The following is a 26,305-nucleotide window of genomic DNA, read 5'->3' as shown; positions in this document are numbered from 1 at the left end:
TTCAAATAGCACTACTGTTTCTGTCATCCAACAAAGAGCTCGTCCAGAGCAAACATGCCGTCGAGATAGAGCTGATAGAACTCTTGCAGATGGGGAATCTGCCCGACTTCGGGGGGTAAAGCAGTGAGCTGATTACCGAACAGATAAAGCCTTTGCAAGTTGGAAAGCTGCCCGATCTCTGGAGGCAATGTGGTGAGCTGATTGACTTCCAGTTCAAGCCTTTGTAGTTGTGAAAGCTGTCCAATCTCGGGCGGTAAAACGGTGAGTCGGTTGCCAGATAGCCTCAGCTCTTGCAGATGCGTCAGCTGTCCAATTTCGGGCGGTAAAATGGTGAGTCGGTTGCGCCACAAATCAAGCTTTCGCAAGTGAGCCAGGTGCCCGATTTCCGAAGGCAAAGAAGAAAGTTGACAATGGCCTAGCTCAAGCACTTGCAGATTGGCAAGGCTCCCAATTTCAGGGGGCAAAGAGGTAAGCTTGTTGCACGACAACCGACGCAAGTTGGAAAGCTGCCCGATTTCAGGGGGCAATGTGGTAAGCTGGGTACCCAACAGAGAAAGCTCTTCTAGGTGAGCGAGTTGCCAGATTTCTGGAGGAAGCGTGGTGAACTCGCCTGACAGAGAAAGTTTTCGCAGCTGCGAAAACTTTCCAATTTCAGGGGATACATCGGTCAGTGGATTTGCGTGTAGAAAAAGCTCTTGTAGATGAGAGAACTGCAGGACTTCTAGCGGAAATAGAGCAAACTGATTGCTGGACAGATCAAGCTTTCGTAGATGAGAGAGCCGTCCGATTTCCCGTGGCAAGGTTATCAGCCCATTACAACTCAGATCAAGTCGTTGCAGATGAGAGAGCTGTCCAATTTCAGGGGGTAACGTGGTGAACTGATTGCTGGGATCATTAACACATTGCAACTTAAGCTCTTGCAGAGAGGTAAACTGCCAGATTTGTGGGAATGCAAAGACATTTCGCCTGCACAGATCGAGGTGGAGAAGCCTTCCCTGAGTATCGTATGCAGCATGCTCAGGCATAGAAGAATGCCATTGTAGTTTAAGACCTTTGACAATCTCTTGGTCACGTGAGGGTATGTAGAAACAGAGGCCAAAACGGCAAAAGGACGACGAAAAATTATACTCGCGCCTTTTGTGGTAGGAATGCTGAATAGTCATCGTTCTAAGCAGACGGAAGAACGCTATAAAGCGGGGGTAAATGGATTGATAAAAACCTTGTATTTTGTGGATTGCAGGGTGACTATTTTAATCCCAACTACTTACTGAGAGTCTTCAAGAAGGCGCTGGCAGCAGCTGGTTTTCCTCATATGCATATCCACGATTTACGGCATAGTGCAGCAATCATCTTGTTGTCTATGAATGTCCATCCGAAAGTGGTCCAGGAGCTTTTAGGGCATAGCTCTATCACGATCACAATGGATCTTTATTCGCATATTTTGCCATCAATGCAACAAGAAGTTATTGAGAAATGGGACGATGCCTTTAAGCTCCTAGGCAATCCAGTTGAAGAGGGCCAATTAGACGATGTAGAAGGGGGTGAGGATGAACCATAAAAAGGGGCGTTATCCCGATTGTTGTATAAAAGTCCCCTCTTCTGTGTTTGCCGACTTTCTTGGGTAGCACGCTCAGATGCATGCAGCTCAATACTTCCAGATAAATCTTCTGTAAGAGTGATAAAATAGAGAAAGGCGTAATGCCTGATGAAACGGGGTGTTTGATACATAAGGAGTGTCACTATGACCAACCCTACAGCATCATCACGGGCGGACGATCTCCAAACCCCTCGATCGGTCACGCGTTTTCCTCTCTGGGTCTCTATCGTCGTTGTACTTGGGGCTCTTTTGAGCATCATCGGTGCGGTGATCAGTAAGGTAAATCCTACACTGCTCACGAGCGGGGGCTCTATGACAGAAGCGGCACGGGTCTATGCTGACTATATGTTTGCACGAAGTCTGGCGCTTGCCGTTATGGTGCTTTTTCTCCTTGCGGTAAGATCTCGTCGAATGCTAGCTAGCTTCATGGTACTGATTGCCTTTATTCAACTTATTGATGGAGTGGATGATCTGGTGCGCGGAGCGTTTCTGCTTGCTCCAGGTTTGCTGGTGTTCGCTCTCGTATTTTTAGCTGGAGCGTGGCGGCTGTTCGGGCAAGCACCCTGGCGCCTTGATGCCTGGCGCGAGTCTTAGGGCATCATTGATATATCTGTCAGGAGCCAACGCTCTTTCTTATGCCGTTCCTCACTTATGCCGTTCCTCAGTCGCAAGTTTACGCTCCACGATCAATCTGAAAACATTGATCGTGGAGCGTAAACTTGCAGTGAGAAGCTTCTCTTTTTGTTACGTCAGGTGAGGAGATTCACCAGAGAAATGTTCGGCGCCTTTACACAACATGCGGGATGGCATCTAAAAAATGATGTTGCTATATGCTTTATTATTCACTGAAAGATGGGCCTTACCCAAAGCGCTTTCAATTGGTTGCGCCGGAGAATAACTCCACAGTTAGTCGCGAACTCGACAGCGATATCGTCTTTTTGAGTACTTGTTTCTCCGAAACAAACCCAAGAGGTAGCTGGATCATAGGAAATATCCCACGAGTCAGAGCCTTCGAGCCTTACTATATCGCCGTCATCCATGTTCTCATCAAGTAAGAGTAATCTTCCTGGGTGGAATTCAGGAGCAGAGAGTTGGCGCTTGTGCCATTTGGTTGGCGTGCCGCAGTATCCTTCAACTTGATTAGCGAGCTTGATATCGTTATGAAACCAACCAAAGCCCAACTCTACATCTCTGATCAGTACACTGTAATTACTGTATTATCGTGGGACAAAATTCAAGGCGTAATCTTGTGAAACATAGACAACTTGTCCATGTGTGAGCATGTCTCCCTCTTCGGTGGCAAAACGCATGCTTTCCTCCATCTTGAAAAAGAAATTGCATAACCTAAAAAAGCATTTTATGCTCGTTGCTACATTCTTCTTTTGCTGCCGTATTAAGGGCGCAAATAGAGAAGGCATAAAGAGAGGCTAGAAGCGGATTTATACCCTTGCTTCTAGCCTCTTTTCGTGGTGGAGATGGGGGAGAGTTGAACTCCCCGTCCAAACAGACCTACCGAGGAATGTACTACAGGCTTAGTCGATGTTTTGCTTGTACGCTCTGGTCTCCCATCGACTGGATACCTGAGCGCTGGCCTTCTAGTCTTTGATAACGGTTAGAAGGCGGTGGCCGTTATCGCATCTCGTGTGTATGACGCCTGGAACCGACCCCACGAGAAAAAGTCGGGCAGACGTCGCGTCGCTACTTCTTAGGCAGCGAGGGCGAAGTTGTTTGTTGCTGGTTTGGCAACTATTGTTTTGTCGGTTGTTTAACGAGAGTGCGTACCGACACCTCGGCCTGCAATTCTTCAATCTGACTGCCTGTCGAAACCCGACATCCCCAGATGAAAAACCTTTCCATATGCTTGCTCAATTAAGGCAGGCACACGATTGATGTACTCAATAGTATACCATAATAGTTGACAAATAGCAATAGTTGATAGCTATATTTTTGGCTTGTATTGAGGCGGCTGGATGACACGATGTGTCTTGTAGTGGACGTCTATCTCTGGGCTTCTTTCGTTGTTGCCATGATGGATTTTGCCTTTGTATAATTATTTTGCGTGATGATGACTTTTTAATTGTTTAGAAGTTTAGCGAGCGGGGGTCTGTTTATGGTCATGTTTCAACATTCGTTGGTGCGTATTGCTCATCGTGGCGGTTCTTGTCTGGCACCTGAAAATACGCTGGCTGCTTTTCGCAATGCTTTAACAATGCCGGTTGATATGATTGAGTTGGATGTGCAGATGAGTCGAGATGGTCAGATGGTGGTGTTTCATGATGCAACGGTTGATCGTTTGACCGATGGTGAGGGAAATCTGTTGGATCTGGATTTTTCTTATCTGCGCTCTTTGAATACGGCTGCTCATTTTCCTGGTGTTTGGCCTCAGGAGGAACAGATGCCAACTCTGCGTGAGGTGCTGGCGCTGGCGCGCAATCGAATGAAGGTGTGTATCGAGATCAAGTTTAGTGAGCGCGATGGTAACTTTGGTCGCTATCCACGTCTCGCTGAGATGGTGGCGCGCGAGGTTCAGGCGGCCAGAATGGTGGATAGTGTGCTGATTATTTCGTTCGATTGGGTGGCTTTGTCAAAACTGCGTCGGTTGGAACCCGGTCTGTTGACCGGGGCGCTGGTGAGTAACCAGGTCTGGTCGATGGCTGAGGATCCTGGTTTGGCGAAGTTGTGCAAGCAGATAACCCTGGCCGGCTGTAACTGGGTTCACCTCGATCGGCGGCTGTACACTCCTGAAGTACTTTCCATTATGCATCAAAATGGTTTTAAACTGGGACTGTGGACGGTCGATGATCTGGAGGATTTGCGGCAGCTGGCGACTGATGGCGTAGATTCGTTGACGACTGATCGGCCTGATCTTTTTGCCCAACTCTAATCTTTAATTACGCATAGCTGCAAACGATATCCACATTAAGTAATGGATTGATGCTTTAGTGTGTCTGCCCTTAAATGTTATCCGTTTGTATTAACAGAAAGAGCAATGGTACCATACCCTATAGCTCGTACTCGAGGGTATGCTATAATGAGCCCCGAATACCAGCCATAGGGCGGGTTGAATCTCGGTTGTGAGTGGAGAATCTGAGGCTATGCAGCAATCTGAAATTGCAATAAATGAACACGCGTCTGAGCTGGCTACTCCTGAATTGTCATCGAAACATATCGATATAACGATTGTGGTTCCTTTGATGAACGAGCAGGAGAGCATTCGTATCCTTTTTGAGAGAATTCAGGCGCAAATTAATCAACTTGGTAAATCGTATGAAATTATTTTTGTAGATGATGGTAGTACTGATAAAACATTTGAAGTTCTGAAAGCTCTTCACGAGGAGAATCCTGGCATTGTGCGTGTTGTACGCTTCCGCCGTAATTTTGGTAAGACTCCCGGGCTGGTCGCTGGCTTTGAGCGTGCGCGCGGTGATATTATCTTTACTATGGATGGCGATTTGCAGGATGATCCGCAGGAGATCCCACGCTATCTGGAGAAACTGGATGAGGGCTATGACCTGGTTACTGGTTGGAAATTTCCTCGCTTAGATCCTATCTCGAAAACCTTCCCATCACGCATCTTCAATGGGATGGTGAATAAACTGACCGGTGTCCATCTTCATGATATCAATTGTGGGTTTAAAGCTTATCGCCGTGAAGTGATTGAAGATCCACATCTGAAGTTGTACGGAGACTTCCATCGCTTTATTCCAGTCATTGCGCAGTCTCGCGGTTTCCGCGTGGCAGAAATTAAGGTAACCCACCATCCGCGCCAGTTTGGCGTCTCTAAGTTTGGGGCCAAGCGTTTTGCTCAGGGTCTAATTGACCTGATGAATATTCTGTTCCTGACCACGTTCCTGCGCCGACCACTGCGTTTGTTTGCCCCACTTGGCTTCTGGTCTTTTGTGCTAGGTGTGCTGGTCGATCTCTTTATTGTTTTGCGCAGCTACTTCTGGATCCATGAGCCGATCCATCAGCAGCCAATGTTGTTTGTTGGTATTCTCCTGATGATCTTTGGTGTGCAGTTCTTTCTGGCTGGCTTACAGAGTGAGATGATCCGCCACTATGCTTTCCAACGCGATGAAGAATATAGCGTCAGGCAGGAACTTGTTTAATGCAGGGGATGCTCTTTCTGGTTATGAGCAAGCGGGTATGCCGAATGTGGCTACCCGTTGAGGTGGTGCGGCACGTGTATTGCCAGGATGGACAGCTTCTATATGCATCTGGAATAACAATATGGCTTCTGTTCTTGAGCTTGAATTTGCCTGCCTATATAGTTATAGTGAACAGACGCCGGCGTGTAGAGCTGTCCCGTTTTTTGTTAAATCCGTTGACATGGCATGGACAACCGATCAAACTGCTTGAGCAGATGCATCGAGCGATGTGGAGGATCTGCAGTAGGACTACTTCTCTGACCAAACAGGTGGTACCTATAACTATAGAAAGAGGTATAGCCTGTGGATAAAGAAATCTGGCGTAAGCGTCTGACCTATGTGCGCGATCAGTGGTGTGCTTATCCTGCTCCAGAGGCGTTGCCACGCACACGCAAATTCTGGGTAGTGACGGGCCTGATAACTCTGGCTGTAATCTGCTTTTGTGCCTTTTACATCTTGTACATGGGCGGACGGCACATGGCCTTTCAGACCAATGCCGAAGACTTTGGTATCATGGATCAGTCGATCTGGAATACGGCCCATGGTAATCTGTTGCACGATACTATTTGTAATATTTTAAGCGATACCAATTGCGTATCCCCAAATGGGTACGTGCGTTTTGCGATCCATTTTGAACCCATCTTATTTCCTATTTCCTTGCTCTATTATATCTGGTCTGATCCGCGCATCCTCTTTATTATTCAGACGATTATTGTTGCGCTGGGAGCCTATCCTGCATACTGGCTGGCTCGTCTGCGCCTACGCAACGAGTGGCTGGCAGGAGCCTTTGCGCTGCTCTACTTAATTTATCCAGCTCAATTGCAGGCGACGACATCTGATTTTCACGCGGTGACTCTGACGGCCTCCTTGTTGTTGTTTATGCTCTATTTCATGTATACACGTCAGACGCTCTGGCTTTTTGTCTTTGCTATTTTGTCGATGGCGTGTAAAGAGGATATCCCGCTGGTCGTGATGACGATTGGCCTCTGGTCGGTGATCTTGCAGCGTCGTTGGAAGAGCGGCTTCGCCCTGACGCTGCTTGGACTGGTCTGGTTTGTGGTTGCTACAAAAGAGATTATGCCCTATTTTAGTCCGACCGGTCATCCATTGCTGATTGCGCGTTATGGTGGGAGCGCGGGTAGCAGCTCACTGGTGAAGGATGCCTTCTTGCATCCGCTGTCTTTCCTGCACACGTACGTCTTTGAGTATCACCATCTGGCGTATATTCACGCTGTCCTGGCACCGTCGGGCTATATTCCCAGACCTCATGGTGGCGGTATATTCTATCTGCCAATGCTGGCTCCCTGGGTTCTGATATTGGCGATTCCATCGCTGGCAATTAACCTGCTAAGCTCGAATCCCCAGCAATATAGTGGTTTGTTCCATTATAATGCTGAAGTTGTACCGGTGATTATATTTGCTACGATTGAGTCGCTCGTAGTTGCGCGCTGGCTGACGCGCCATGCTCTGTCCGCGTTGGCGAAACGGGGAGTCGTTCTGGCGCAGGGCAGCTCACATATAGGACGTTTTTTACCTCGGGTTTTGACCTGGGTATTATTGGTCGGTGTCATCTTTAGCGCTGTGCGTTCAGACTACTATTTCCATGGCCAACTTCCATTCTCGATTGGCTTTCAGTGGCCACAGACTAGCGCGCATATGGATCTGGCCCAGCATTTTATGGATATGATCCCGGCCGATGCCTCTGTGTCTGCGCAGACAAAATTGGTGCCGCATCTGAGCCATCGCACGAGTATCTATATGTTTCCGTATGCAGCGGATCCACAATATTTGAATAACCAGTCTGCGGATAAGCTGGCTGATTACGTTTTGTTAGATGTAACAGGAGATATTTATCCGTATTTCGATGCTCAAGCATATACGCGAGAGGCAAAGAAAGTACTGGCCAGTGGCAACTACGGTGTGCTGGCTGCGCAAGATGGGTATATGTTGTTGAAGCGCGGCCTGCCGGCTCCGCATACCCTACCGACCGCAGGTACCGGACAATCATCCGATCCAGCGTCCTGGTTATTCGATCTGCCCACAAGCTTCTGTTCAAATATTTATGTTTCGCCTCAAGAGGTTAAGAATTCATTGCAGGTCGATTTTAAGCAGCCTGGTGGTGAAGCTATGCACCTGGCAGGCTTTGAGGTTGGGGCCAGTAGTCCATTTAGCCGCACGAATGGCTATGGAACGCTGACAACCTATTGGCGCGTGGAGCAGGCCAGTAAGCAACCATTGCAAGTAGTTACTCTGCTGAAAGGAAGCAATGGCCAGGAATATATTGCGAGTATGGATATGCCTGAACTCGCATGGTGCCCTACGCAGATCTGGAAAGTAGGATCAATTGTGCGGCTTGCGAGTCGCACGTTTAATCTACAAAAGAGTGGTATTCCAAATGGGCTAGCACAGATGTCCATTGCCCTTTTACCACAAGTACAAACATCGAGTACAATAATGGATGTACAAGCTCGGCTGCCGTTGCAGATTTTGAATGCACCGCGTACAGTTACTACTAATCAAAGTACGAATACGCTGCAGTTGATGCCAATAACAATTGTCGACTAATGTAATAGTGAGCGGCATCACCAATTCTCTATGGCATGCCCGCAGTAGAATGAAAGAGGATGTAGGATGGGCATTTATTTAGGTCAACTCCCGCCTGCGGAAATCGCGCGCTTAAAAGCTGAATTAGCTGAGACGCTGATCGCTAATTTCTGCTATCCACGTTTTTTTGATCATCGCACTGAGTCATTGCAAATGCGTCCGGTTGACCGTACGAAGCGCCAGGAAGTGTGGCTCTACCTCAGCTCTGTCGATTTTACTGCCTGGAGTCGTGTTGATCTGATGTCTACGGAGTTTCAGCATCAGATAGAGCGGCTTTTTATACAGTTTGTACAACGCAATCGCAATTTCTTTGGTAGCCAGGGTCGACGTAGAATGTCGGATATCCGCTTATTAATTAGCTCATGCGCGGCAACTGTGACGCAAAATCTACGCAATCACCTGACGGGACAGAAGCCCGCGCCTGGCAATCCTCCGTTTGGGAGTCCGCGCCCGGTTGTTTCTTGGAGTGCTCCCAGCATTAGTGGGCGCGCAGAGCCAACATGGGAACAGGTTGTGGGTGCGACCATGTTGCTGCAGCAACAGATGCAGGATATACGTGGCGAGGCCCGTCCAGCGTCTGCGCCTGCTGCAGCTCAGCCAGTCGCTACGCCGGTTGGCGTGGGCGCCAGTTCTCCCAATCAATATACAGCCAGTGGAACTGCTCGTCGTAGTACATCTGCACCCACTATCACGCCTAGCTCGACGAGTCATCCTCCTGTGCAGCAGCCAAAGAAGAGTGAAGCTGAAACACCAGCTGCTAATAAGAAACCTGTGGCTCCGCAGCGGCAAACACAACCAACCGCTCCAACCGCGTCCATGCCTGCTACTATGCCACCTTCCGCCAATAAGACGGCTCGACCCGCTGAGACGGTACCTCCCCAGGCTGCACCGCGCAAATTAGATTCGCTTTCCCAGCTTTATGATAGCAAGAGTGCTGCACCCGTTAATCGTAGTGCACAGACTCCGCCTGCCCCAGCCGCATCGCCCACGCCCGCCTCCCGGTCCACCAGGTCGGCTGCGGACAATGGTGCTCGTCCTCCGACCTCACCATTAGGTGAGACCACGCCAGCACCGGCAGTTTCTAACCAGACGGCGAACGCGGCGGCATCTACCGCAGCACGACCAGCAGCAGGCAATTTCCCGCTTGCCCCTAACAACCCTCTGGCTGCAGCAACTTCTCATGGTAACCGTGAAGTGATGACTGTGAGTGAAGATGATCTGGCAATTTTCGAGCAGATGCGCCACCAGCTTGTGATCTGGTTACGGGTCGAGGCCATTTCAGCGGGCCTCGAAATATCTAACCAGAGTCCTACCCAATTACTGGAAATGCTGCGCCAGCAATCTCGTTTGGATGAGACACGCCTGCAGGTCGTTTCAACGCTGTTGAACCTGGCTAACCAGGTTATTAAAACCGGGCTGGTAAGCGTTTTGGACTATAAACAGGCTCTTATGTTCCACCTGATGCACACTCGTCGCCAATAAACAATGCCAGAAAGCCTCTCTCTTCCTCATACTGGCTGTAGTGAGATAGAGAGAGGCTTTCTGTTATCGTTTGCTTATAGTCAAGATGCGGTTGATGAGGCTGAAGCAGTGATCATGGGCAAGAGCTCTTTTAACTGTTTCATCCAGGTGGGACCGAGCAGGCGGCGTGGGATACGAATGATCCCCTGCTGTACACGCGCCTCGTTGCGGAAGTGGCGGTAGAGGAGGATACGGTTGGGAACCACGTTGCGCTTCACCGTTAATATCAATTCATTGTCTTTGATTGCGATGGCTTCATATCCCAGCTGGGCAGCCTCAACCTTTAAGTTGACCAGCTCGAGCAGGTTATGGGCCTGTTCAGGCAGCGGTCCAAAGCGGTCGGTCATTTCCGCGGCCATGGCCTCTACCTGCTCGGCGCCTTTGAGATTGGCGAGGCGTTGATAGAAGTTGACTTTGAGCGTGCGATCACCAATATATTCATCGGGCAGGTAAGCATCGATCGGGAGATCGACCGAGGTCGAGGGTATACCTATCTCCGCTTGCTTACCCTGTAGCTCCTGGACGGCGTCCGACAGCAGTTTACAGTAGAGGTCAAAGCCTACCGAATTCATGAAGCCTGACTGCTCTGCACCCAGTAAGCTACCTGCTCCGCGGATCTCCAGATCTTTCATGGCGATACGGAAGCCGGCGCCCAGCTCGGTTGCTTCGAAAATGGCGCGCAGACGTTTTTCTTGCACCGGCGTCAGCCTGGCATTTTTGCCATAGAAGAAGTACGCGTAGGCCTGCTGTGTGGCGCGTCCAACCCGCCCACGTAACTGATAAAGCTGCGAGAGGCCGAAGAAGGCGGCATTATTGACAATGATGGTATTGGCATTCGGAATATCCAGCCCGTTCTCAATGATAGTAGTGGAGATCAGTACATCATAATCGCCATTTGAGAAACCAACCATGACGCGTTCAAGTTGTTCTTCATTCATCTGCCCATGGCCAACGATGATACGCGCTTCCGGGATCAGACGTTGAAGCTTCTGGGCCAGTACCTGTATGCCCTGGACGCGATTATGCACAAAAAAGACCTGCCCACCGCGGTCGATCTCACGCAGGATGGCTTCTCGGATTAGCGTATCATCATATTCACGGATCGTGGTACGAATTGGCAGTCTTTCCTGGGGCGGCGTCTCAATAATGCTCATGTCGCGTAGATTGACTAGCGACATGTGTAGTGTACGTGGAATAGGCGTGGCGGTCATCGTCAATACATCAATTTCAGCTCGCAATTGTTTCAGGCGCTCTTTATGGATGACGCCAAAACGCTGTTCTTCATCGACGACGAGCAAGCCTAGATTTAAGAAGACCACGTCTTTCTGCAACAGGCGATGGGTGCCGATAATAATGTCTACTTTGCCCAATGCCAGGTCTTCCAGTATCTGCTTTTGCTCTTTTTCCGAACGGAAACGGCTGAGCAGTTCTACACGTACGGGATAGGCTTTGAGGCGTTCCCTGAAGTTGTTATAGTGCTGCAGGGCCAGTACCGTGGTTGGAACAAGGATGGCCACCTGGCGCTGATCGAGCACACACTTGAAGGCTGCTCGTAGCGCAACCTCAGTCTTGCCATACCCCACATCGCCACAAACCAATCGATCCATAGGACGTGGCAGTTCCATGTCTGCCTTAACTTCATCGATTGCCCGCTGCTGGTCGGGTGTCTCTTGATACGGAAAGCCATCCTCCAATTCTTGTAGCCATGGCTGTTCTGTATCCGGTGGGAATGAATGCCCTTGAGCAGCTTCGCGCACACTATAGAGGCGAAGCAGTTCACGGGCGACATCCTGCACGTTCTCTTTAACCTTGGATTTAGCGCGCGTCCATTCGGTGGTACCCAGCTTACTCAAAGCCGGGACCGAGTCACCCATCCCTATATAGCGTGTAATACGGTCTAGCTGATCGGTTGGGATATACAGCTTGTCGGTTCCTGCGTAATGTATCAATAGATACTCGCGCTCGACACCTGTTAGATTCATCTTAACCAGGCCCTCGAAGCGTCCAATGCCGTGTTCCTGGTGGACAACATAGTCGCCTGGGTTGACCTCTGCCAGGAATGAGGCTGGAGTAACCGGCTTGCGGCGCTGGACGTTGCGTCGTTTCGACCAGCCAAAAATCTCTGTATCGGTGTAAACATGCAGGGCCAATGAGCGCGATTGCCAGCCCTCGGTTAATTGTCCCTGTATCAAAGTCAGTGTGCCAGCTTCTGGTAGCTGATTGATATTGGTGCCCGGACTTACATCAATGGTATGATTCTGCAGGATGGTTTCGTCACTCAATACTTCTGCCATGCGTCGAGCCTGCATGGTTACAATGATCACACGATCACGATTATCCAGTGCTTTACGACAATCCTGCACAAAGGCTCGTAGTCGACCACCATACGAATTGGCGCTGCTGCAAGGAGGTATCAAATTTTCTGTGCCGCCCTGCTGGCGCATATCAAATTCACTCTCGGCAGTAGAGAGGATGTCCGCAAAACGCAGTTGACGCCGCTGCTGAAGCTGGGGTTCCAGCTGTTTCCAATCCTGGCTGGCGTTGCGCAAGCGAGCTGGATTTTCGTGCTCTTTCTCATTTTGCTCCTTCATCTCCTGTGCCTGCAGATCCAATTCCTGGATATGATTTTGAACGCTGGCAGGATTATCAATGATTAACAGGCCATGACGTGGTAGATAATCCAGGATACTGGCTGGACTGTGCAAGTAAGAGAGATAAAAGGCTATGTCCTCAAAAGAACGTTGCTGCCCCAGCAACTCAATGTCGTGTTTCCAACGCTCCTCGGCATCTTTATGCAGGGTGTGACTATCCAGTTGGGAGAGTTCTTTGACCGCCACGTTTCCCCGACCGGGCAGCGCCTCACGCGCTGGACCAACAATACATGATTCAATGGTATTCAGTGAGCGTTGCGTTTCCTGATCGAAGGTGCGGATCGATTCAATTTCGTCACCAAAAAATTCGACGCGTACCGGTCGGAGCAGGGTAGGTGGAAACAAATCGATAATACCACCGCGATGACTAAACTGGCCTGGTTCCTCTACTTCAGCTACAGGCTCATAGCCAAGGTTGTAGAGGTGCTCGATCAACATGTTTAGATCTGTTTCCTGTCCCGTTTGTAAACGGAAAAGGGCGGCTGAGAGCTCTTGCGGAGGGATAACCAGCTGGGTAAGTGCACGCGCCGAACAGATGACAATAGGGGTGCGTTCTCGTTCAACCATGGCAATTAACGCCTGCATGCGACGTTGTGTGGTCAGGGCGTCACCGATTAAGCGCTCGTAGGGAAGGGCATTACGGTCTGGTAGACAAAAGACATCGCTGGGATTGGGAACGAAAGCCTTGAGCACCTCGGTCATTTGATTCGCCTCTGCCTCGTTGCCTGCCACAATCAACATGGGTTGCTTCAACGAAACTGCCAGACTGGCAGCGATATAGGGGCGTGCAGCCTCTGTGATGCCAGTGAGTGCAGGAATTCCCTCAGTATTTTGTAGTTTTTCATGTAAACGGCGAAACTCTGGTCGCTGTATCAATATTGTTAATAAACCCTGTAATGTCACGTCATCCTCCAGCAATAGACAGTACAAACAGCACCCCCTCCGAGCCTGCAGTGGGGGTGTCATTCGCCTTGCCCTTATTCCATACTTTAGTTATCATACCGTACTGACCAGGCTCTCGTCTAGACAAGACGGTATGCTTTGCCTCTTTTGTCTTATTATAGAATGATTTAAAGCTCTGTCGTATCAAATACAGCAAAAGATTTTGGGCTTATTTTTATTATAAGCATAATTCTAAGCGTGTTACCTGTTTTAAGGCTCTACGGACACATTTTCTCGACCTGCAGTCGCGATGCGAATCATGTCCTCGGCCAGTTGTAGCAGGGCGGTGCGTAACTCTGGCGGTTGATGGATCACAAATGGCAGGTTGAGATTCATCAAGTAGCGAGCCATCGACGGCAAATCGACGTGATGGCTTTGAAAAAGTACTCCTGTGGGAGTTGGGATTAATTTGCCATGCGCCGAAGGGATTTTATGCTGTACCAGATAGAATTCTTCTTGAAATTCTACCTCAATTAACCATTTTTCAGGGATGGTCACGAGGTGTTTAAGAATATAATCCTGATAATCAAAATCTTTGGCGGGAACAAACGTTTCCGTATGGATCTGAACCTGGTGTATGCGATCCAGTCGAAACATACGATACGATTGGCGCAGCGTGCAGTAGCCCACCACATACCAATGGCCTTTCCATCCCGCGACCCCATAAGGCTCAATCGTGCGTGTAGAGGATTGATTATGATGAGAACTATAATCGATCGTCGTACGCAGATGAGCGTGTGCAGCTTCGCTCAAGCGAACCAGTAGAGATGAATCGGGGCGCGTATCCTTTTGTTGAGGAGAAAGCATCATATTGGTTGAGATAGCTTGCAGACGCTCACGGCCTTTAGCCGGCAATATCCGATAAACTTTGGCCAATGCCCCTTCCACCGCGACAGCTGAGAGATCGATTTCCAGCCAGGATGCTCCCAATAATCCCAACATGACTGCAGTAGCTTCTTCTTCTGTAAACAAAAGTGGAGGCAATTTAAATCCCGAACGTAATCGATAGCCTCCACCTGGTCCCCGGTTCCCCTCAATTGGCATTCCCATATCCTGCAGCATCCCGATGTAGCGACGCACAGTTCTGGGCTCAACTTCCAGGCGGCGCGCCAACTCTTCTCCACTCAAATAGGGGTGCATCTGTAGGAGATCCAGGATCGTTAGCAGTCGTGTGCTTGGATGATACATTCTTCTCTCCAATCAACAAGAGCTCAGTAAGAACTTCTGTTCAATTGTAGATCATATCTGCAGATCATGCAAGAGTATGCTTTTCGTGCCTTCGGCCCCTGATAGTTCGTGCCTTCGGCACTCAAAATACAGTTGCAGGCGCGTCAGGTGGTGTTAGTTAGTCTGAGGTGGCCAGATTGTCTGTGGGATTGTTTTCTGGCTTTGCGGCTGAAGCTTGCCGCGCTAACTCTTCTGCTTTACGCTTCTTTTCCTGTTCACGGCGCTCCTGTTTGAGGCGTCGTTTCTCTTCGGCTTTTTGCTGTGCTTCCGGGTCCACATTGATTAGATTCATTGTGGCATCCAGACCTTTTTCCAGATAGAGAGGTACTGCATCGGCTGCCTTGCGCTCGGCAATTTCCATCTCGATTTGTTCAGTGCTTCCCGGTACTCCCAGGACATAATTGACAGTGTCGATATGTTTATTGGTGGGTCGGCCAATGCCCACACGCAGGCGCGGAAACTGATTGGTATGCAGGTGGCTGATCAAGCTATTGATGCCATTATGACCACCAGAACTACCGCGGGCGCGTAGACGGATATGACCGATCGGCAGATCCAGCTCATCATAGATGACCAGGATATCATCGGGCTCAAGTTTAAACCAGCGTACCAATTCACCGACGGCCTCACCACTATTGTTCATATAGGTGGTTGGTTTAACTAGCACCACTTTTTCGTGTCCGATTACGCCGCTGGCAATCATGGCCCGGCCCTGGCGTTCCCAGCGTAGCGCATGGATATTAGCAAGCAAATCCACAACGTGGAAGCCCACGTTGTGGCGTGTTTTTTCATATTGGGCGCCCGGATTACCCAGGCCAATAACTAATTTCATTGGATTTCCTGATTAGCGACCATAAGCAAGGCGTGTGGCCAGATATTGTGGTAATTTCGCCTTCTCAATCTTTTCCTGCGTTTTCTCAAATGAATAGGGTATGCGATAAAAAGTGAAGCCACCATTGGTATCATAAATCATAAAAGCAGCACGTGGATCCCCATCGCGTGGCTGACCAACACCGCCGGGATTGACAATGGCTCGATAGTTTTCAGGAGCCTGCCAGAAACCCTCCGGTGGCACCAGCATCTCATTGGTAACTTCAATCATGCTCTGGCTGAGTCCTAGCAGGGTTAAGAGCTCTTCAATTTCCTGATTAATGAGATCTTCAGCATCCTGAATGGTTTCTTCCGAGGAGATGTTGTCATCTGCTGCTGCCTCATTTTCCTCGTCATCCATCGCCGTTTCCTCATCATTCAGATTGTTGCTGGCCTCCTGATGGATAATGATCTCTTTCAGCTCAGAAGGAGTATCAGGGTTGGCTTCGGGTGCATCATCAGCAATCTGATGTTGCAGATCAGCGATTGCATCGGCTGCATCGGCTACCAGATTTTGAATCTGTTCGGTTTCTGTATGGGCACTCTCAGTTTTATCTGAGGACTGAGTGGCTTGAGACTGCTGCCGCGCGACCCCCACAGTGGTTGTCTCATTGTTCTGTTCCTCTAATGTGTCAGAAGGGGTTGCTCCATCAGCCGATTCTATCTTTGCCACATCCTCATCGTCCAGGGCTCCCAACACCTCATCTGCTGCTAATGGGCTGGTTGGGGTGTTGGCAACTGTGTCTGGTTGCTGGAAAATGACCGGCACATGAGTATGTCCAACAAAGCAGTAGCGGTTATTAAAATGCTGAAAACTTCTTTCCGCCAGTACTTCCGACGTCAGATACTCCCAGAGTGGGCCGTAAGGACTACCATGGACCAGCAGGCACTCATCCTTCTGAATACGTTCTGGCAAATTGGCCAGGAACGCGCGATTCTCTTCCGTGAGTTGTGCGGCCGTCCATTCGGCAGAGATGCGTGCAGCTTCACTGAAATCGTCGAGATCCAGTTTTCCAACCGCAGCCCAGTCGTGATTGCCAGCAATAATAACATCAGTGCGCTCGCGTAATTTTTTGATGCACTCATTTGGATTGGGACCATAGCCTACCAGGTCTCCTAAAAACCAGATTTCATCAATTGGTTCCTCTTGAGCTATTTCATCAATTTTTGCGAGCACTGCTTCTAGTGCTTCTAAATTCGCGTGAATATCGGTAAAGATCGCGTAACGCATGCAGCATACTCTATTCAAAATATATGATACTTGTAAGTGTGGTTATTTTATCATGTTTGTAGCGACCTTACTAGTAGCTATCGACAGAGTACCGAGCGAAAGGGAAACAGTGGCGTTCCCAAATGTTTTTTTCGCATGTGGTATACTCAAGTACAAACGATGGTGTGGTTTCCCAACGAACAGCGCAGCCGCTTAACAAGCGTATATGCAGACTGATCGATGGGGCGCTTAATGAAAAACTTGTAAGGGGGACGTAATGGCACGACCTGTCACACTTTTTACTGGCCAATGGGGCGACCTACCTTTGGAAGAATTAGCTGCCAAAGCGAGCCGCTGGGGTTTTGATGGTCTTGAATTGGCGACTTCCGGCCAGCATTTTGACGAGGTTCGTATCCTTAACGAGCCTGGTTATGCCGAGTCGTTGCGCGCTATTTTAGACAAATACAATTTGAAAGTTTATGCTGTTGGTGCTCATCTGATTGGTCAGGCGACCTGTGATCCTATTGATCCACGGCATAAAAACATTTTGCCGCAGGCGGTATGGGGCGATGGAGAGCCCGAAGGTGTTCGCAAACGCGCTGCTGAGCGTATGAAAGATATCGCGCGCGCCGCTGCTAAATTTGGTGTCGATCGCGTCACTGGTTTTACCGGCTCAAGTGTCTGGCATATGCTCTATTCTTTCCCACCCAACGATTTTGCTGAGATTGAGCGCGGTTATGCAGATTTTGCCAACCGTTGGAATCCAATTATCGACGTTTTTGATCAAGAGGGTGTCAAGTTTGCATTAGAGGTTCACCCAACCGAAATCGCCTACGACTTCGTGACAACGCGTAAGACGTTGGACGCGATCAATAATCGTCCGGGTTTTGGCATCAACTTTGATCCCAGCCACCTGGTGCCTCAGTTCCTGGATTCGGCAACCTTCCTGGCTGAGTTCGCTGATCGCATCTATCACGTGCACGTCAAAGACTCCAAGCGTCATCTGAATGGTCGCCGCAGCATCCTGGCCTCTCATCTAAACTTTGGCGAGGCCGAGCGCGGTTGGGATTTTGTCTCGCCCGGACATGGCGATGTTGATTTCGAGTCGATCATTCGTACCTTGAACCGTATCGGTTATCAGGGACCCCTCTCGATCGAGTGGGAAGATTCTGGTATGGATCGCGAGTATGGGGCGCAGGATGCACTGGCCTTTGTGCGCCGCTCCGACTTTGCTCCCTCCAATGTGGCCTTCGATGCTGCTTTCAGCAAAAAATAATGGCCATGCTTTTTTATAGCATCCGATAATGAATGAGTGGACACCGATAATGAATGAGTGGACACTATGTATGGTGCCCGCTCATTCATATTTATTCTTGGGGAGGCAGCATGGGCAGGTGGAACCCCCAATCCAGCAGCGCAGCGGCATCGATATTGCGCTGCGTTTCGTCTGGACTATTGAGTATGACGCCGATCAAGTGATGTTGATGGTTGGTAGCGGCGAACACCAGGCAGTAGCCAGCGCCAAAGGTATGCCCGGTTTTAATGCCAGTTGCCCCCGCATAATTCCCCAGCAGTTTATTGGTATTGGTCCAGACCAGCGTCCTACCGCCCACGTGGGCAGCATACGTCTGGGTATGGACGATGGCCGCAAACAATGGAATACTCATGGCGTAGCGGCTTAACCTGGCCAGGTCATAAGCGGTCGTGTAGTGCGTATTGCTGTCCGCCGTCAGTCCATCAGGACTACTGTAATGGGTTTGAAACAGGTGCAGGCGCTGCGCGAAGAGGTTCATGTGATTGACAAACACATCTCGATCCCCTCCGCCCAGTTCATCGGCAATCGCATAGGCCGCGTCATTCCCTGAAGGCAGCATCAGTGCATAGAGCATCTCCTTGAGCGGCACGACATCTCCCACTTCTAGCCCGGCGCTGCTCCCATCGTCTACCACCACTCGATCTATCGCGTCCTGATGCACATGTATCGGCTGTTCGAGATCGGCCGTCTGGATGGCGATCAGGGCCGTCATGATTTTTGTGGTGCTGGCCATCAATAGTGGCTTCTCACCATTTTTTTCATAGAGGACGTTGCCGGTATCGGTGTCAAGCAACAGTTCGGCCGTTGCATTGGTAGCGGGAGCCGTTCCCCTGGCTGTCAGAATGGGTATCGCGGTCGGGATTGGTGTAGGCGAAGCGAGCGGATGTGGAGTCGGTGTGGGCGAATCTGCGAATGGTGTGCTGCTCTGCAATGTGGTCCCGAGAGGGGTAAATGCAATGACGGGTACCAATATAAGTAGCACGATGGCTATAAAAAATAGCAATAGCGCGATACGGCGGCGTTTCATTACACATTAATGCCTATTCGTTTTTAATTAAAGAAGCGCTCTGACCTCCTCATGTGTAGAAATGTAAAGGGAAGGCAGAGCGCTCGAACTGGTAATTATAAGTTGTTGGGCCAGCGGGTATGATAATCGGTTACCTGCTCAAAGGCATCAGCGATGCGTAGGATCACATCTTCTTTGAAGACATTGCCAAGCAACTGCAGGCCGACCGGGAGATTTTCGCTGAATCCGCCTGGAATAGAGACGCCGCAGATACCGGCCAGGTTGGCTGGAATCGTGAAGACGTCTTGCAGATACATCTGATAGGGATCAGATATCTCACCGATTTTGAAGGCCACCGTTGGTGAGGCTGGACTGACCAGGGCATCAAATTTCTCGAAGGCCTTATCAAAGTCCTGCTTGATCAAGGTGCGTACCTTCTCGGCGCGCTTATAGTACGCATCGTAATAGCCGGCCGAGAGGGCGTACGTTCCTAGCATGATGCGGCGCTTCACCTCAGCACCGAAGCCATACTCGCGCGTTTTCTCCATCGCTTCCCACATGTCGCTGGTGTCGCGATACGAGTAACCATATTTCACGCCATCATAGCGGGCAAGATTTGAGCTGGCCTCGGCTGGTGCGATGATATAGTAAGCGGCGACGCCGTATTTTGTATGCGGCAAGGAGACCGGGCTGATTTCGGCACCCATTTCGCGCAGGCGCTCGATATTGGCTTTGACCGTCTCAACGACCGCGGGCTGTGTGCCCTCAACCCAGTATTCGTCTGGAACGCCTATGCGCAGCCCTTTGATGCTACCAGAAAGTGCGCTCTCATAATCCTGTACCGGTTCGGGTGAGCTAGTGCTATCGCGGTGATCGTGACCGGCAATAGCTTGCAGCAGAATCGCCGCATCACGAGCATTGCGCGCAAAAGGACCAATCTGGTCCAGCGAAGAGGCAAAGGCGACCAGGCCAAAGCGCGAGACGCGCCCATAGGTTGGCTTGAGTCCCACCAGGTTACAGAGTGAGCCTGGCTGGCGGATCGAGCCGCCGGTATCACTACCGTACGAGCCCATAGCCATGCCGGCAGCCACCGCCGCCGCCGAGCCGCCGCTACTGCCACCGGGCGCGCGCTCTAAATCCCAGGGGTTATTGGTCGGGAAAAAAGCTGAATGCTCGGTTGACGAACCCATGGCAAACTCATCCATGTTTGTCTTACCCACCATGACAAAGCCGGTGGTATTCAAGCGTTCCATCACCGTGGCGTCGAAGGGCGGTTTAAAATTTTCCAGCATCCGTGAGCCACAAGTAGTGGTAATATCTTTGGTGCAGATCACATCTTTAATGGCCAGCGGAATACCCGTCAGGGGGTGAAGGTTTTCGCCACTGGCGAGGCGTTTATCCGCCTCACGTGCCTGCTGCAGGGCCAGCTCATCCGTAACCAGGGTAAACGCCTTAACTTTCGGCTCAATCTCACGGATACGATCCAGGTGGGCCTGCGTCAATTCGACCGCAGAAATTTTACGCTGGCGTAAGAGCGCGCCAGCTTCAGAAATGCTTAACTTATATAATTCTGTCATCGATCCTATGCCTCCTCCAGTACCGCATTGACCTTCAGGCAGTTCTCATCCTGATCAGGAGCATTTGCCAGCAACACCTCGGGTGGATAGGATGGTTGTGGAACATCCTCACGCATGATATTGGTGAGGCGCGACGCATGTGCTGTTGGGGAAACGCCGCTCACATCCGCTTCTTGCAAAATATGGATGTGATCTAGAATGGCAGAAAGTTGATTACCAAAGATGTCAACCTCCTCCTCGCTCAGCCCCAATCTGGCGAGTTTGGCTACATTTTGTACCGTCTCGCGATCAATCATACTGTGTCCTCTTCTATCTATATAACCTGCTTGCTACCATCGGACGTGGAAGCCGCTTAAATGTTCCGTGGGTTCTCTCCAGGTTACGCGTACATCTTGCACCTGAGCTGCCGAGGGGCCCTGCCGCAACAGGGTCAGCAGCCGTTCGAGAGCGGGGCGCGTCCCCTGAGCGACTACTTCAACGTCGCCATTGCTATCATTGCGGACGTACCCATGTAACCCCAGGGGAAGTGCTTTTTCGATAACGAAATAACGAAAGCCTACGCCCTGTACAAGTCCGACTACCACTGCGTAAAATTCATCTTTTGGGTTCGGATTGTTCTGGCTCATAACTCCCATCATAGCATAGACTCGCCTCTGAGGATAGTCCCTTTCCCAGAAAGAGTAAGGAGACTTTTGCTATACTTGAGATATAGGGCTGAGGATAGACGTATAATTATACGAAATGGTGCAACAAAAACATATGGCGTATCGTATTATTTAGGAACGTTCGTACATGGTTTTTTATACAGTAAATTCAAGACTTTCATTGTGCCATTGCGGTCGTAAGTGATACCATAATATACACCACTTTCCGTCTATCACATTTCAAAGGACCAGATAGCTATCGATGCGTCAGTCTCAATAAAACCTCTTGTGGAGTGATTAATGCAGTCAGTACAAGACCTTGCAACCGCTGTACAGCGTGTGATCGGCAATGTTGAGCGGGTCATTGTTGGCAAAGCCGAGCCCGTTGCTTTCAGCTTGATCGCGGTGATTTGCCATGGGCATATTTTGATTGAAGATGTGCCTGGTGTGGGTAAAACTGTGCTTACGAAAGCCATTGCTCGTTCGATTGGATGCTCTTTCAAACGTATCCAGTTTACTCCCGACCTGTTACCCAGCGATGTAACTGGTGTGTCTATTTATAATCAGAAATCCAGCAACTTTGAGTTCCGTCCTGGACCGATCATGTCACAGATTGTACTGGCGGATGAGGTCAATCGTGCAACTCCCAAGACTCAATCAGCTCTGCTAGAGGCTATGGAAGAAGCTCAGGTTACGGTTGATGGCGTGACCTATCATTTGCCCCAACCCTTCATGGTGATGGCCACGCAAAACCCTATTGAATATGAGGGCACATTCCCTTTGCCCGAAGCACAGTTAGATCGTTTTATGATGAGCATCAAGCTCGGCTATCCACGGGCTGAGGACGAAATAAACATTCTGGATAGTCACCAACATCATCATCCACTCGAGGATCTGGCCCAGATTATGACGGCCGATGAACTGATCTTGATTCAACAGCAGGTACGTAGTATACATGTTGATCCGTCGATTCGAGAATATATTGTTGCCATTGCCAACGCGACCCGTAACCATCAGAATATTTACCTGGGCGTGAGCCCACGCGGATCGCTGGCCCTGTTCCGGGCCGCGCAGGCGCTGGCCGCTATTCGGGGTCGTGGCTATGTGATTCCTGATGACATCAAACTGCTGGTCAAGCCGACATTGGCACACCGTATTATTGTTACACCTGCTGCGCGCGTACGTTCTGTGACTCCGGCGCATCTCCTGGATGAGATATTACAATCGGTGCCGGTGCCAAACGCGTGGGTTGGTGGTGGAAGGGGGCGCTAACTATGCGTCCCTGGCAGGTATTCTTACTGATTCTTGTGCTGGCCTTTTTTGCCATTAGTAGTGCCTGGAAGGTTCTCTATGTCCTGACCTACGTATTACTGGTCCTATTCATTCTATCCTGGATCTGGACACGTTTCAGTTTGCGCAGTATGGTATTTCGCCGTACCGCCGTAGCTGGACGCGTCCAGGTGGGGGAATACTTCGATGAGCGCTTGATGCTCGACAATCTTAGTTCCTTCCCTAAGTTGTGGGTGCAGATCGCTGATGGCTCGACCCTGCCAGGGCATTGGGCTGGTTATGTAGCCAGCATGGGAGGACGCAAGCGGGCCACGTGGCGGGCACGGAGTGTATGCCAGCAACGCGGACGTTTCCAACTAGGGCCTGTTATGGCAATGAGTGGAGATCCCTTCGGGCTGTTTCGCCGGCGTGTAGTGTTGGCCCCTTCACAGGAAGTGCTGGTCTTGCCACGCGTCTATCCATTGTCTAACTTTGCCCTGTTTACCGGTGGTTTGCCCGGGCGTGGAAAGAGCTCTCGCCGCGCACTACAAACAACGACCACTCCAACAACCATTCGCGAATATGTTAGCGGTGATGCACTGAGTCGCATTCATTGGCGTTCCAGTGCGCACTATAACAAGCTGATGGTCAAAGAGTTTGACCTGGACCCGGCTGTTGACGCCTGGATCTTTTTGGATCTCCATGCCTCGGTCCAGGCTGGTGAGGGCAATGAATCTACCGAGGAGTACGGCGTAACTATTGCCGCTACCCTGGCCACATATCTCTTGCAGCAGGATTTTTCGCTGGGCATGATTGTCAACGGTGAACGCAGAGAAATGCTTTCGCTGGATCGAGGTGACCGCCAGATCGAACGCGCACTGGAATTGCTGGCCGTCGTTACGGTGGGTAACGGTCCAGAACTTAAAGAAGCGCTGGCGATGGATGCCTTTCACTTTGGACGGAACGCTGTGGCTATCGTGATTACACCGTCCCATTCACGCGATTGGCATGAAAGTTTGCGCCATTTGAAACTGCGTGGAGTACAGACCGCCGTTATTGGATTGGATGCAGCCTCGTTTGAAGCACTGCCACCGGATGAAGATACACTGGCTTTACTGGAAGGCTCAGGTATACCGGTCATGCGCATCAAATGCGGCGAACCTATTACTCAGATTTTAGAAACGGGTACTGATGTGCGTGCACTACAACAGAGGTAAACGTAATGCGCAATGCGGCGATGGAACGGCTCTCCAAACTTATTACCGATCCACCCCATAAACGCCGGGGTGGCGTTGATGAGTTGGTTAGTAACAGGGGATTCTCATACTACTTCGAAGAGGGCTGGTTTTCTCTCTTCTTGCTGGCTTTAATGGTTTACTGTGTTACCTGGTGTATTCAGGCCGCTAACTGGGTGGATAATCTGAGCGTGCTGACCTTTACCACTTTTGTGGCCTTACTATTTGGACTCTGGTCGGCCAAGCAGCAGCGCTTTGCGCCAGTTCTGGTCTATACCTCGATTACGTTGCTGAGTTTTGCTTTTGCCTACTGGCAGATGACAAAATTATTCTATGATGATAGTTTCGCTGCTAGTTGGCAGGGACTGCTGCATGGATGTAGCCTGATCTTCAGTGGTAATTTTACTATCGATAATTCTATCCCTTTTTTATTTATTGTCTTCGGTTGTTTTATGCTGGCGTATTATAGCATGCTGTGTCTGTACCGTTGGCATCTCCCCTGGTTGATGGTTATTCTCAATGCCATCGTCCTTGTGTTCAACTTAAATAATGTCATTGCACCTTATATAATTCTGCTTGTAATATTCTTACTGGCCGCTCTGATCCTTTTATTACGCTTTAACCTCCACCAGGCCATTCATGGCTGGCAACGCAAAGGTCTGCGCTACTCAGATGATCTTAGCTGGGATGTGATGCAGACGGGCATTTTTATCACTATAAGTATCCTTGTGCTTTCCTGGCTTCTCCCTAGCTCTTATGAAGAGTCGCACCTGGCACAGATCTGGACCCCCAGTGGCCCGTTAGGACAATTCGCCACGGTCTTTAATTCTTTGAATACCAATGATAATGTGGCCGCCAACCATGGCAATTTTAAAGATACCCTGGTGCTCGGTGGCAATCCTAATTTGACACGCGATGTTGTGTTTAAAGTTAAGATCGATGATGTTCAACCTCAATACCTGACCCTGGTTACTTACGATACCTATGAGCATGGATGGTCGATCGTCTATACTGATCAGAAGTATCATATTGCAGCCAATACCACGTTAGTGACCAGCACTCAAAAGATCCACAATGTCAAACAAACCATCGATGTAGTTGCAGCCCCCGATGAGCAGCAACCATACCTGGTTGGAGCCTCAGATATTGTGCAAATGTCCTTACCAGCGAACGTGCTGGATGGTAGTGGTGGTATTATTGCCTGGCTAGGGGATAACAATACCAGTTTGACAGCTGGTACGCACTACACCGTGATCTCTACTGCCTCGTCGGCTGATGTCGCATCGTTGCGCGAGATTCCTATGCCCGCCGATGCGCCCAGCTTTAATCCTAATCAGGCACCAGACGCGCAGCCTCCAGTGGACTACTTTAATCCCCAAACGGTAAAAGATTTTACTCAAGTCCCTGGCTATCTACAGAAGGATAAGCGTATTCAAGAACTGGCGCAAAAAATAGTCACCCAGGCAAAGGCCAGGACCATGTATGATAAGGTTGTGGCCCTGGAATCCTATCTGCGCCAGCACTATACGTATAATACCGATATCCATCCACGGGCCGGCGTTGATCCCGTCCTCTGGTTTCTCTTTGACAACAAAAATCACGATGGCTATTGCAACTACTTTTCGACGGCAATGACTTTAATGGCTCGCTCGTTGGGTATTCCGGCTCGTGAGGTAGCCGGGTATGCCGCGGGCACATATGAAAATGGACAATACACTATTCGTGGAGTGGATGCCCATAGCTGGACACAGGTATACTTCGCGGGCTATGGCTGGATTAACTTTGAGCCTTCGGCCAGCTTTAAAACGTTTGATCGCCCCCTGCCTGATCAATATACCGCCAGCGCTCCTCTTCCTGGCGGCAATAATGTTACTTTACCTTCGGCCGCCAATAAAGCTCATCGAGGGCGCAATATTGATAATCCCGCTGATAGTGGAAGTGGTGGATCAAGCATCAATCAGCCGCAGGATACATTTCAAGCTCAACTGCGTATCGCCCTGTGGAGTATACTCATAGTAATCGTGCTGGGAATGATAATCTTTCTGCTCTGGTGGCGGCGTCTTTTCAGCCGCTATAGTGTGGCGACCCAGATGTATGGCCGCATCTGTACCCTGGCCGAGTGGGCGGGATTTCAACACCAATCCTCGCAGACGCCATATGAATACCTGCACAGCCTGGCGGGTTCGGTACTGACTTCAAAAGAAGATGTGCAGGCCCTGGAGCGCCTGGGGAACATCTTTGTTCGTGAGCGTTGGGCTGAGCCTGGTAGTGCAGAGCATCCACAGCTATCGGGAGAAAACAACGAGTTGCCAGCCATGTGGAAACGTTTGAGGGTGCGCCTGTTCTTTTACGTCGCCCGGCATCCTCGGTTCCTGCGCCGTGTGCCCGACGCTATTGCCAGACAATACAAACGCCTGCAGAAGAGGCGACAAAAGCGCAAAAAACTGCGGCTAGAATTTTAGCATAGACTGCTTGACCTACAGGATACA

19 protein-coding genes and 1 other RNA gene are annotated in these 26,305 nt (G+C 50.0%); 10 read left to right on the top strand and 10 right to left on the bottom strand.

What is annotated here, in order from left to right:
• Positions 1-23: 23 nt before the first annotated feature.
• On the bottom strand, positions 24-1,025 hold the full coding sequence (locus JMI88_RS10900) for a leucine-rich repeat domain-containing protein (protein ID WP_201361854.1): 1,002 nt from the start codon (positions 1,023-1,025) through the stop codon (positions 24-26).
• A 182-nt stretch (positions 1,026-1,207) separates the two neighbouring features.
• Here JMI88_RS10900 and JMI88_RS10895 point away from each other — a divergent pair, with 182 nt between their 5' ends.
• Positions 1,208-1,558: a tyrosine-type recombinase/integrase gene (locus JMI88_RS10895; RefSeq protein ID WP_201361978.1), complete on the top strand. Its 351-nt coding sequence runs from the start codon at positions 1,208-1,210 to the stop codon at positions 1,556-1,558.
• Positions 1,559-1,741: 183 nt separating this feature from the next.
• Positions 1,742-2,191: a hypothetical protein gene (locus tag JMI88_RS10890; RefSeq protein WP_201361853.1), complete on the top strand. Its 450-nt coding sequence runs from the start codon at positions 1,742-1,744 to the stop codon at positions 2,189-2,191.
• Positions 2,192-3,064: 873 nt separating this feature from the next.
• Here JMI88_RS10890 and ssrA read toward each other — a convergent pair.
• Positions 3,065-3,435: a transfer-messenger RNA gene (gene ssrA, locus JMI88_RS10885) on the bottom strand.
• A gap of 272 nt (positions 3,436-3,707) precedes the next feature.
• Between ssrA and JMI88_RS10880 the strand changes: the two genes are divergently transcribed.
• The 4 genes from JMI88_RS10880 (at position 3,708) to JMI88_RS10865 (ending at position 9,831) form a co-directional block, all read left to right on the top strand.
• Positions 3,708-4,481, top strand: a complete 774-nt coding sequence (locus JMI88_RS10880) for a glycerophosphodiester phosphodiesterase (protein ID WP_201361852.1) — start codon at positions 3,708-3,710, stop codon at positions 4,479-4,481.
• Positions 4,482-4,692: 211 nt separating this feature from the next.
• Positions 4,693-5,706, top strand: a complete 1,014-nt coding sequence (locus tag JMI88_RS10875) for a glycosyltransferase family 2 protein (protein ID WP_201361851.1) — start codon at positions 4,693-4,695, stop codon at positions 5,704-5,706.
• Between the two features lie 342 nt (positions 5,707-6,048).
• Positions 6,049-8,310, top strand: coding sequence for a DUF2079 domain-containing protein (locus JMI88_RS10870; protein ID WP_201361850.1), 2,262 nt, complete (start codon positions 6,049-6,051; stop codon positions 8,308-8,310).
• Positions 8,311-8,376: 66 nt separating this feature from the next.
• A complete protein-coding gene (locus JMI88_RS10865; protein WP_201361849.1) occupies positions 8,377-9,831 on the top strand; it encodes a hypothetical protein in 1,455 nt (484 codons plus the stop codon).
• Between the two features lie 80 nt (positions 9,832-9,911).
• Here the strand turns inward: JMI88_RS10865 and mfd are convergent, their stop codons facing one another.
• The 4 genes from mfd to JMI88_RS10845 all read right to left on the bottom strand — a co-directional run bounded on the left by mfd (position 9,912) and on the right by JMI88_RS10845 (position 16,791).
• On the bottom strand, positions 9,912-13,424 hold the full coding sequence (gene mfd / locus JMI88_RS10860; protein WP_201361848.1) for a transcription-repair coupling factor: 3,513 nt from the start codon (positions 13,422-13,424) through the stop codon (positions 9,912-9,914).
• Between the two features lie 249 nt (positions 13,425-13,673).
• Positions 13,674-14,651 carry a helix-turn-helix transcriptional regulator gene (locus JMI88_RS10855; protein WP_201361847.1) on the bottom strand — a complete coding sequence of 326 codons (978 nt, stop codon included), beginning with the start codon at positions 14,649-14,651 and terminating at the stop codon, positions 13,674-13,676.
• Between the two features lie 157 nt (positions 14,652-14,808).
• Positions 14,809-15,522 (bottom strand): aminoacyl-tRNA hydrolase, encoded by a 714-nt coding sequence (gene pth, locus JMI88_RS10850; protein WP_201361846.1) that lies wholly within the window; start codon positions 15,520-15,522, stop codon positions 14,809-14,811.
• 12 nt (positions 15,523-15,534) lie between these two features.
• A complete protein-coding gene (locus JMI88_RS10845) occupies positions 15,535-16,791 on the bottom strand; it encodes a metallophosphoesterase family protein (protein WP_201361845.1) in 1,257 nt (418 codons plus the stop codon).
• 256 nt (positions 16,792-17,047) lie between these two features.
• Between JMI88_RS10845 and JMI88_RS10840 the strand changes: the two genes are divergently transcribed.
• Positions 17,048-18,046 (top strand): sugar phosphate isomerase/epimerase family protein, encoded by a 999-nt coding sequence (locus JMI88_RS10840; protein ID WP_201361844.1) that lies wholly within the window; start codon positions 17,048-17,050, stop codon positions 18,044-18,046.
• 91 nt (positions 18,047-18,137) lie between these two features.
• On the opposite strand, the gene JMI88_RS10835 is transcribed toward JMI88_RS10840, so the two are convergent.
• The 4 genes from JMI88_RS10835 to JMI88_RS10820 all read right to left on the bottom strand — a co-directional run bounded on the left by JMI88_RS10835 (position 18,138) and on the right by JMI88_RS10820 (position 21,306).
• Entirely contained in the window at positions 18,138-19,112 is a 975-nt protein-coding gene (locus tag JMI88_RS10835; RefSeq protein ID WP_201361843.1) for a D-alanyl-D-alanine carboxypeptidase family protein, read from the bottom strand.
• Positions 19,113-19,207: 95 nt separating this feature from the next.
• Positions 19,208-20,668 (bottom strand): Asp-tRNA(Asn)/Glu-tRNA(Gln) amidotransferase subunit GatA, encoded by a 1,461-nt coding sequence (gatA, locus tag JMI88_RS10830; protein WP_201361842.1) that lies wholly within the window; start codon positions 20,666-20,668, stop codon positions 19,208-19,210.
• A gap of 5 nt (positions 20,669-20,673) precedes the next feature.
• Positions 20,674-20,964: an Asp-tRNA(Asn)/Glu-tRNA(Gln) amidotransferase subunit GatC gene (gatC, locus tag JMI88_RS10825; RefSeq protein ID WP_201361841.1), complete on the bottom strand. Its 291-nt coding sequence runs from the start codon at positions 20,962-20,964 to the stop codon at positions 20,674-20,676.
• A 33-nt stretch (positions 20,965-20,997) separates the two neighbouring features.
• A complete protein-coding gene (locus tag JMI88_RS10820; RefSeq protein WP_236022892.1) occupies positions 20,998-21,306 on the bottom strand; it encodes an acylphosphatase in 309 nt (102 codons plus the stop codon).
• A gap of 306 nt (positions 21,307-21,612) precedes the next feature.
• Here JMI88_RS10820 and JMI88_RS10815 point away from each other — a divergent pair, with 306 nt between their 5' ends.
• Genes JMI88_RS10815 through JMI88_RS10805 form a run of 3 tightly spaced genes read left to right on the top strand, consistent with a single transcriptional unit; the run spans position 21,613 to position 26,278 of the window.
• Positions 21,613-22,584: an AAA family ATPase gene (locus JMI88_RS10815; RefSeq protein WP_201361840.1), complete on the top strand. Its 972-nt coding sequence runs from the start codon at positions 21,613-21,615 to the stop codon at positions 22,582-22,584.
• A 2-nt stretch (positions 22,585-22,586) separates the two neighbouring features.
• Positions 22,587-23,798 carry a DUF58 domain-containing protein gene (locus JMI88_RS10810; protein WP_201361839.1) on the top strand — a complete coding sequence of 404 codons (1,212 nt, stop codon included), beginning with the start codon at positions 22,587-22,589 and terminating at the stop codon, positions 23,796-23,798.
• Positions 23,799-23,803: 5 nt separating this feature from the next.
• Positions 23,804-26,278: a DUF4129 domain-containing transglutaminase family protein gene (locus tag JMI88_RS10805; protein ID WP_201361838.1), complete on the top strand. Its 2,475-nt coding sequence runs from the start codon at positions 23,804-23,806 to the stop codon at positions 26,276-26,278.
• Positions 26,279-26,305: the final 27 nt, after the last annotated feature.

The organism is Dictyobacter formicarum (assembly GCF_016587435.1).
The sequence above is the reverse complement of the archived record's forward strand: the minus strand, read 5'-3'. Positions and strand labels throughout refer to the sequence as shown.

Coding starts and splice junctions, on each gene's coding strand:
- JMI88_RS10805 (WP_201361838.1), top strand. CDS start 23,804: ATGCGCAATGCGGCGATGGAACGGCTCTCCAAACTTATTACCGATCCA.
- JMI88_RS10840 (WP_201361844.1), top strand. CDS start 17,048: ATGGCACGACCTGTCACACTTTTTACTGGCCAATGGGGCGACCTACCT.
- JMI88_RS10845 (WP_201361845.1), bottom strand. CDS start 16,791: ATGCGTTACGCGATCTTTACCGATATTCACGCGAATTTAGAAGCACTA.
- JMI88_RS10820 (WP_236022892.1), bottom strand. CDS start 21,306: ATGATGGGAGTTATGAGCCAGAACAATCCGAACCCAAAAGATGAATTT.
- pth (WP_201361846.1), bottom strand. CDS start 15,522: ATGAAATTAGTTATTGGCCTGGGTAATCCGGGCGCCCAATATGAAAAA.
- JMI88_RS10875 (WP_201361851.1), top strand. CDS start 4,693: ATGCAGCAATCTGAAATTGCAATAAATGAACACGCGTCTGAGCTGGCT.
- JMI88_RS10835 (WP_201361843.1), bottom strand. CDS start 19,112: ATGAAACGCCGCCGTATCGCGCTATTGCTATTTTTTATAGCCATCGTG.
- gatA (WP_201361842.1), bottom strand. CDS start 20,668: ATGACAGAATTATATAAGTTAAGCATTTCTGAAGCTGGCGCGCTCTTA.
- JMI88_RS10900 (WP_201361854.1), bottom strand. CDS start 1,025: ATGCCTGAGCATGCTGCATACGATACTCAGGGAAGGCTTCTCCACCTC.
- JMI88_RS10855 (WP_201361847.1), bottom strand. CDS start 14,651: ATGTATCATCCAAGCACACGACTGCTAACGATCCTGGATCTCCTACAG.
- JMI88_RS10890 (WP_201361853.1), top strand. CDS start 1,742: ATGACCAACCCTACAGCATCATCACGGGCGGACGATCTCCAAACCCCT.
- gatC (WP_201361841.1), bottom strand. CDS start 20,964: ATGATTGATCGCGAGACGGTACAAAATGTAGCCAAACTCGCCAGATTG.
- JMI88_RS10810 (WP_201361839.1), top strand. CDS start 22,587: ATGCGTCCCTGGCAGGTATTCTTACTGATTCTTGTGCTGGCCTTTTTT.
- JMI88_RS10815 (WP_201361840.1), top strand. CDS start 21,613: ATGCAGTCAGTACAAGACCTTGCAACCGCTGTACAGCGTGTGATCGGC.
- JMI88_RS10880 (WP_201361852.1), top strand. CDS start 3,708: ATGGTCATGTTTCAACATTCGTTGGTGCGTATTGCTCATCGTGGCGGT.
- JMI88_RS10865 (WP_201361849.1), top strand. CDS start 8,377: ATGGGCATTTATTTAGGTCAACTCCCGCCTGCGGAAATCGCGCGCTTA.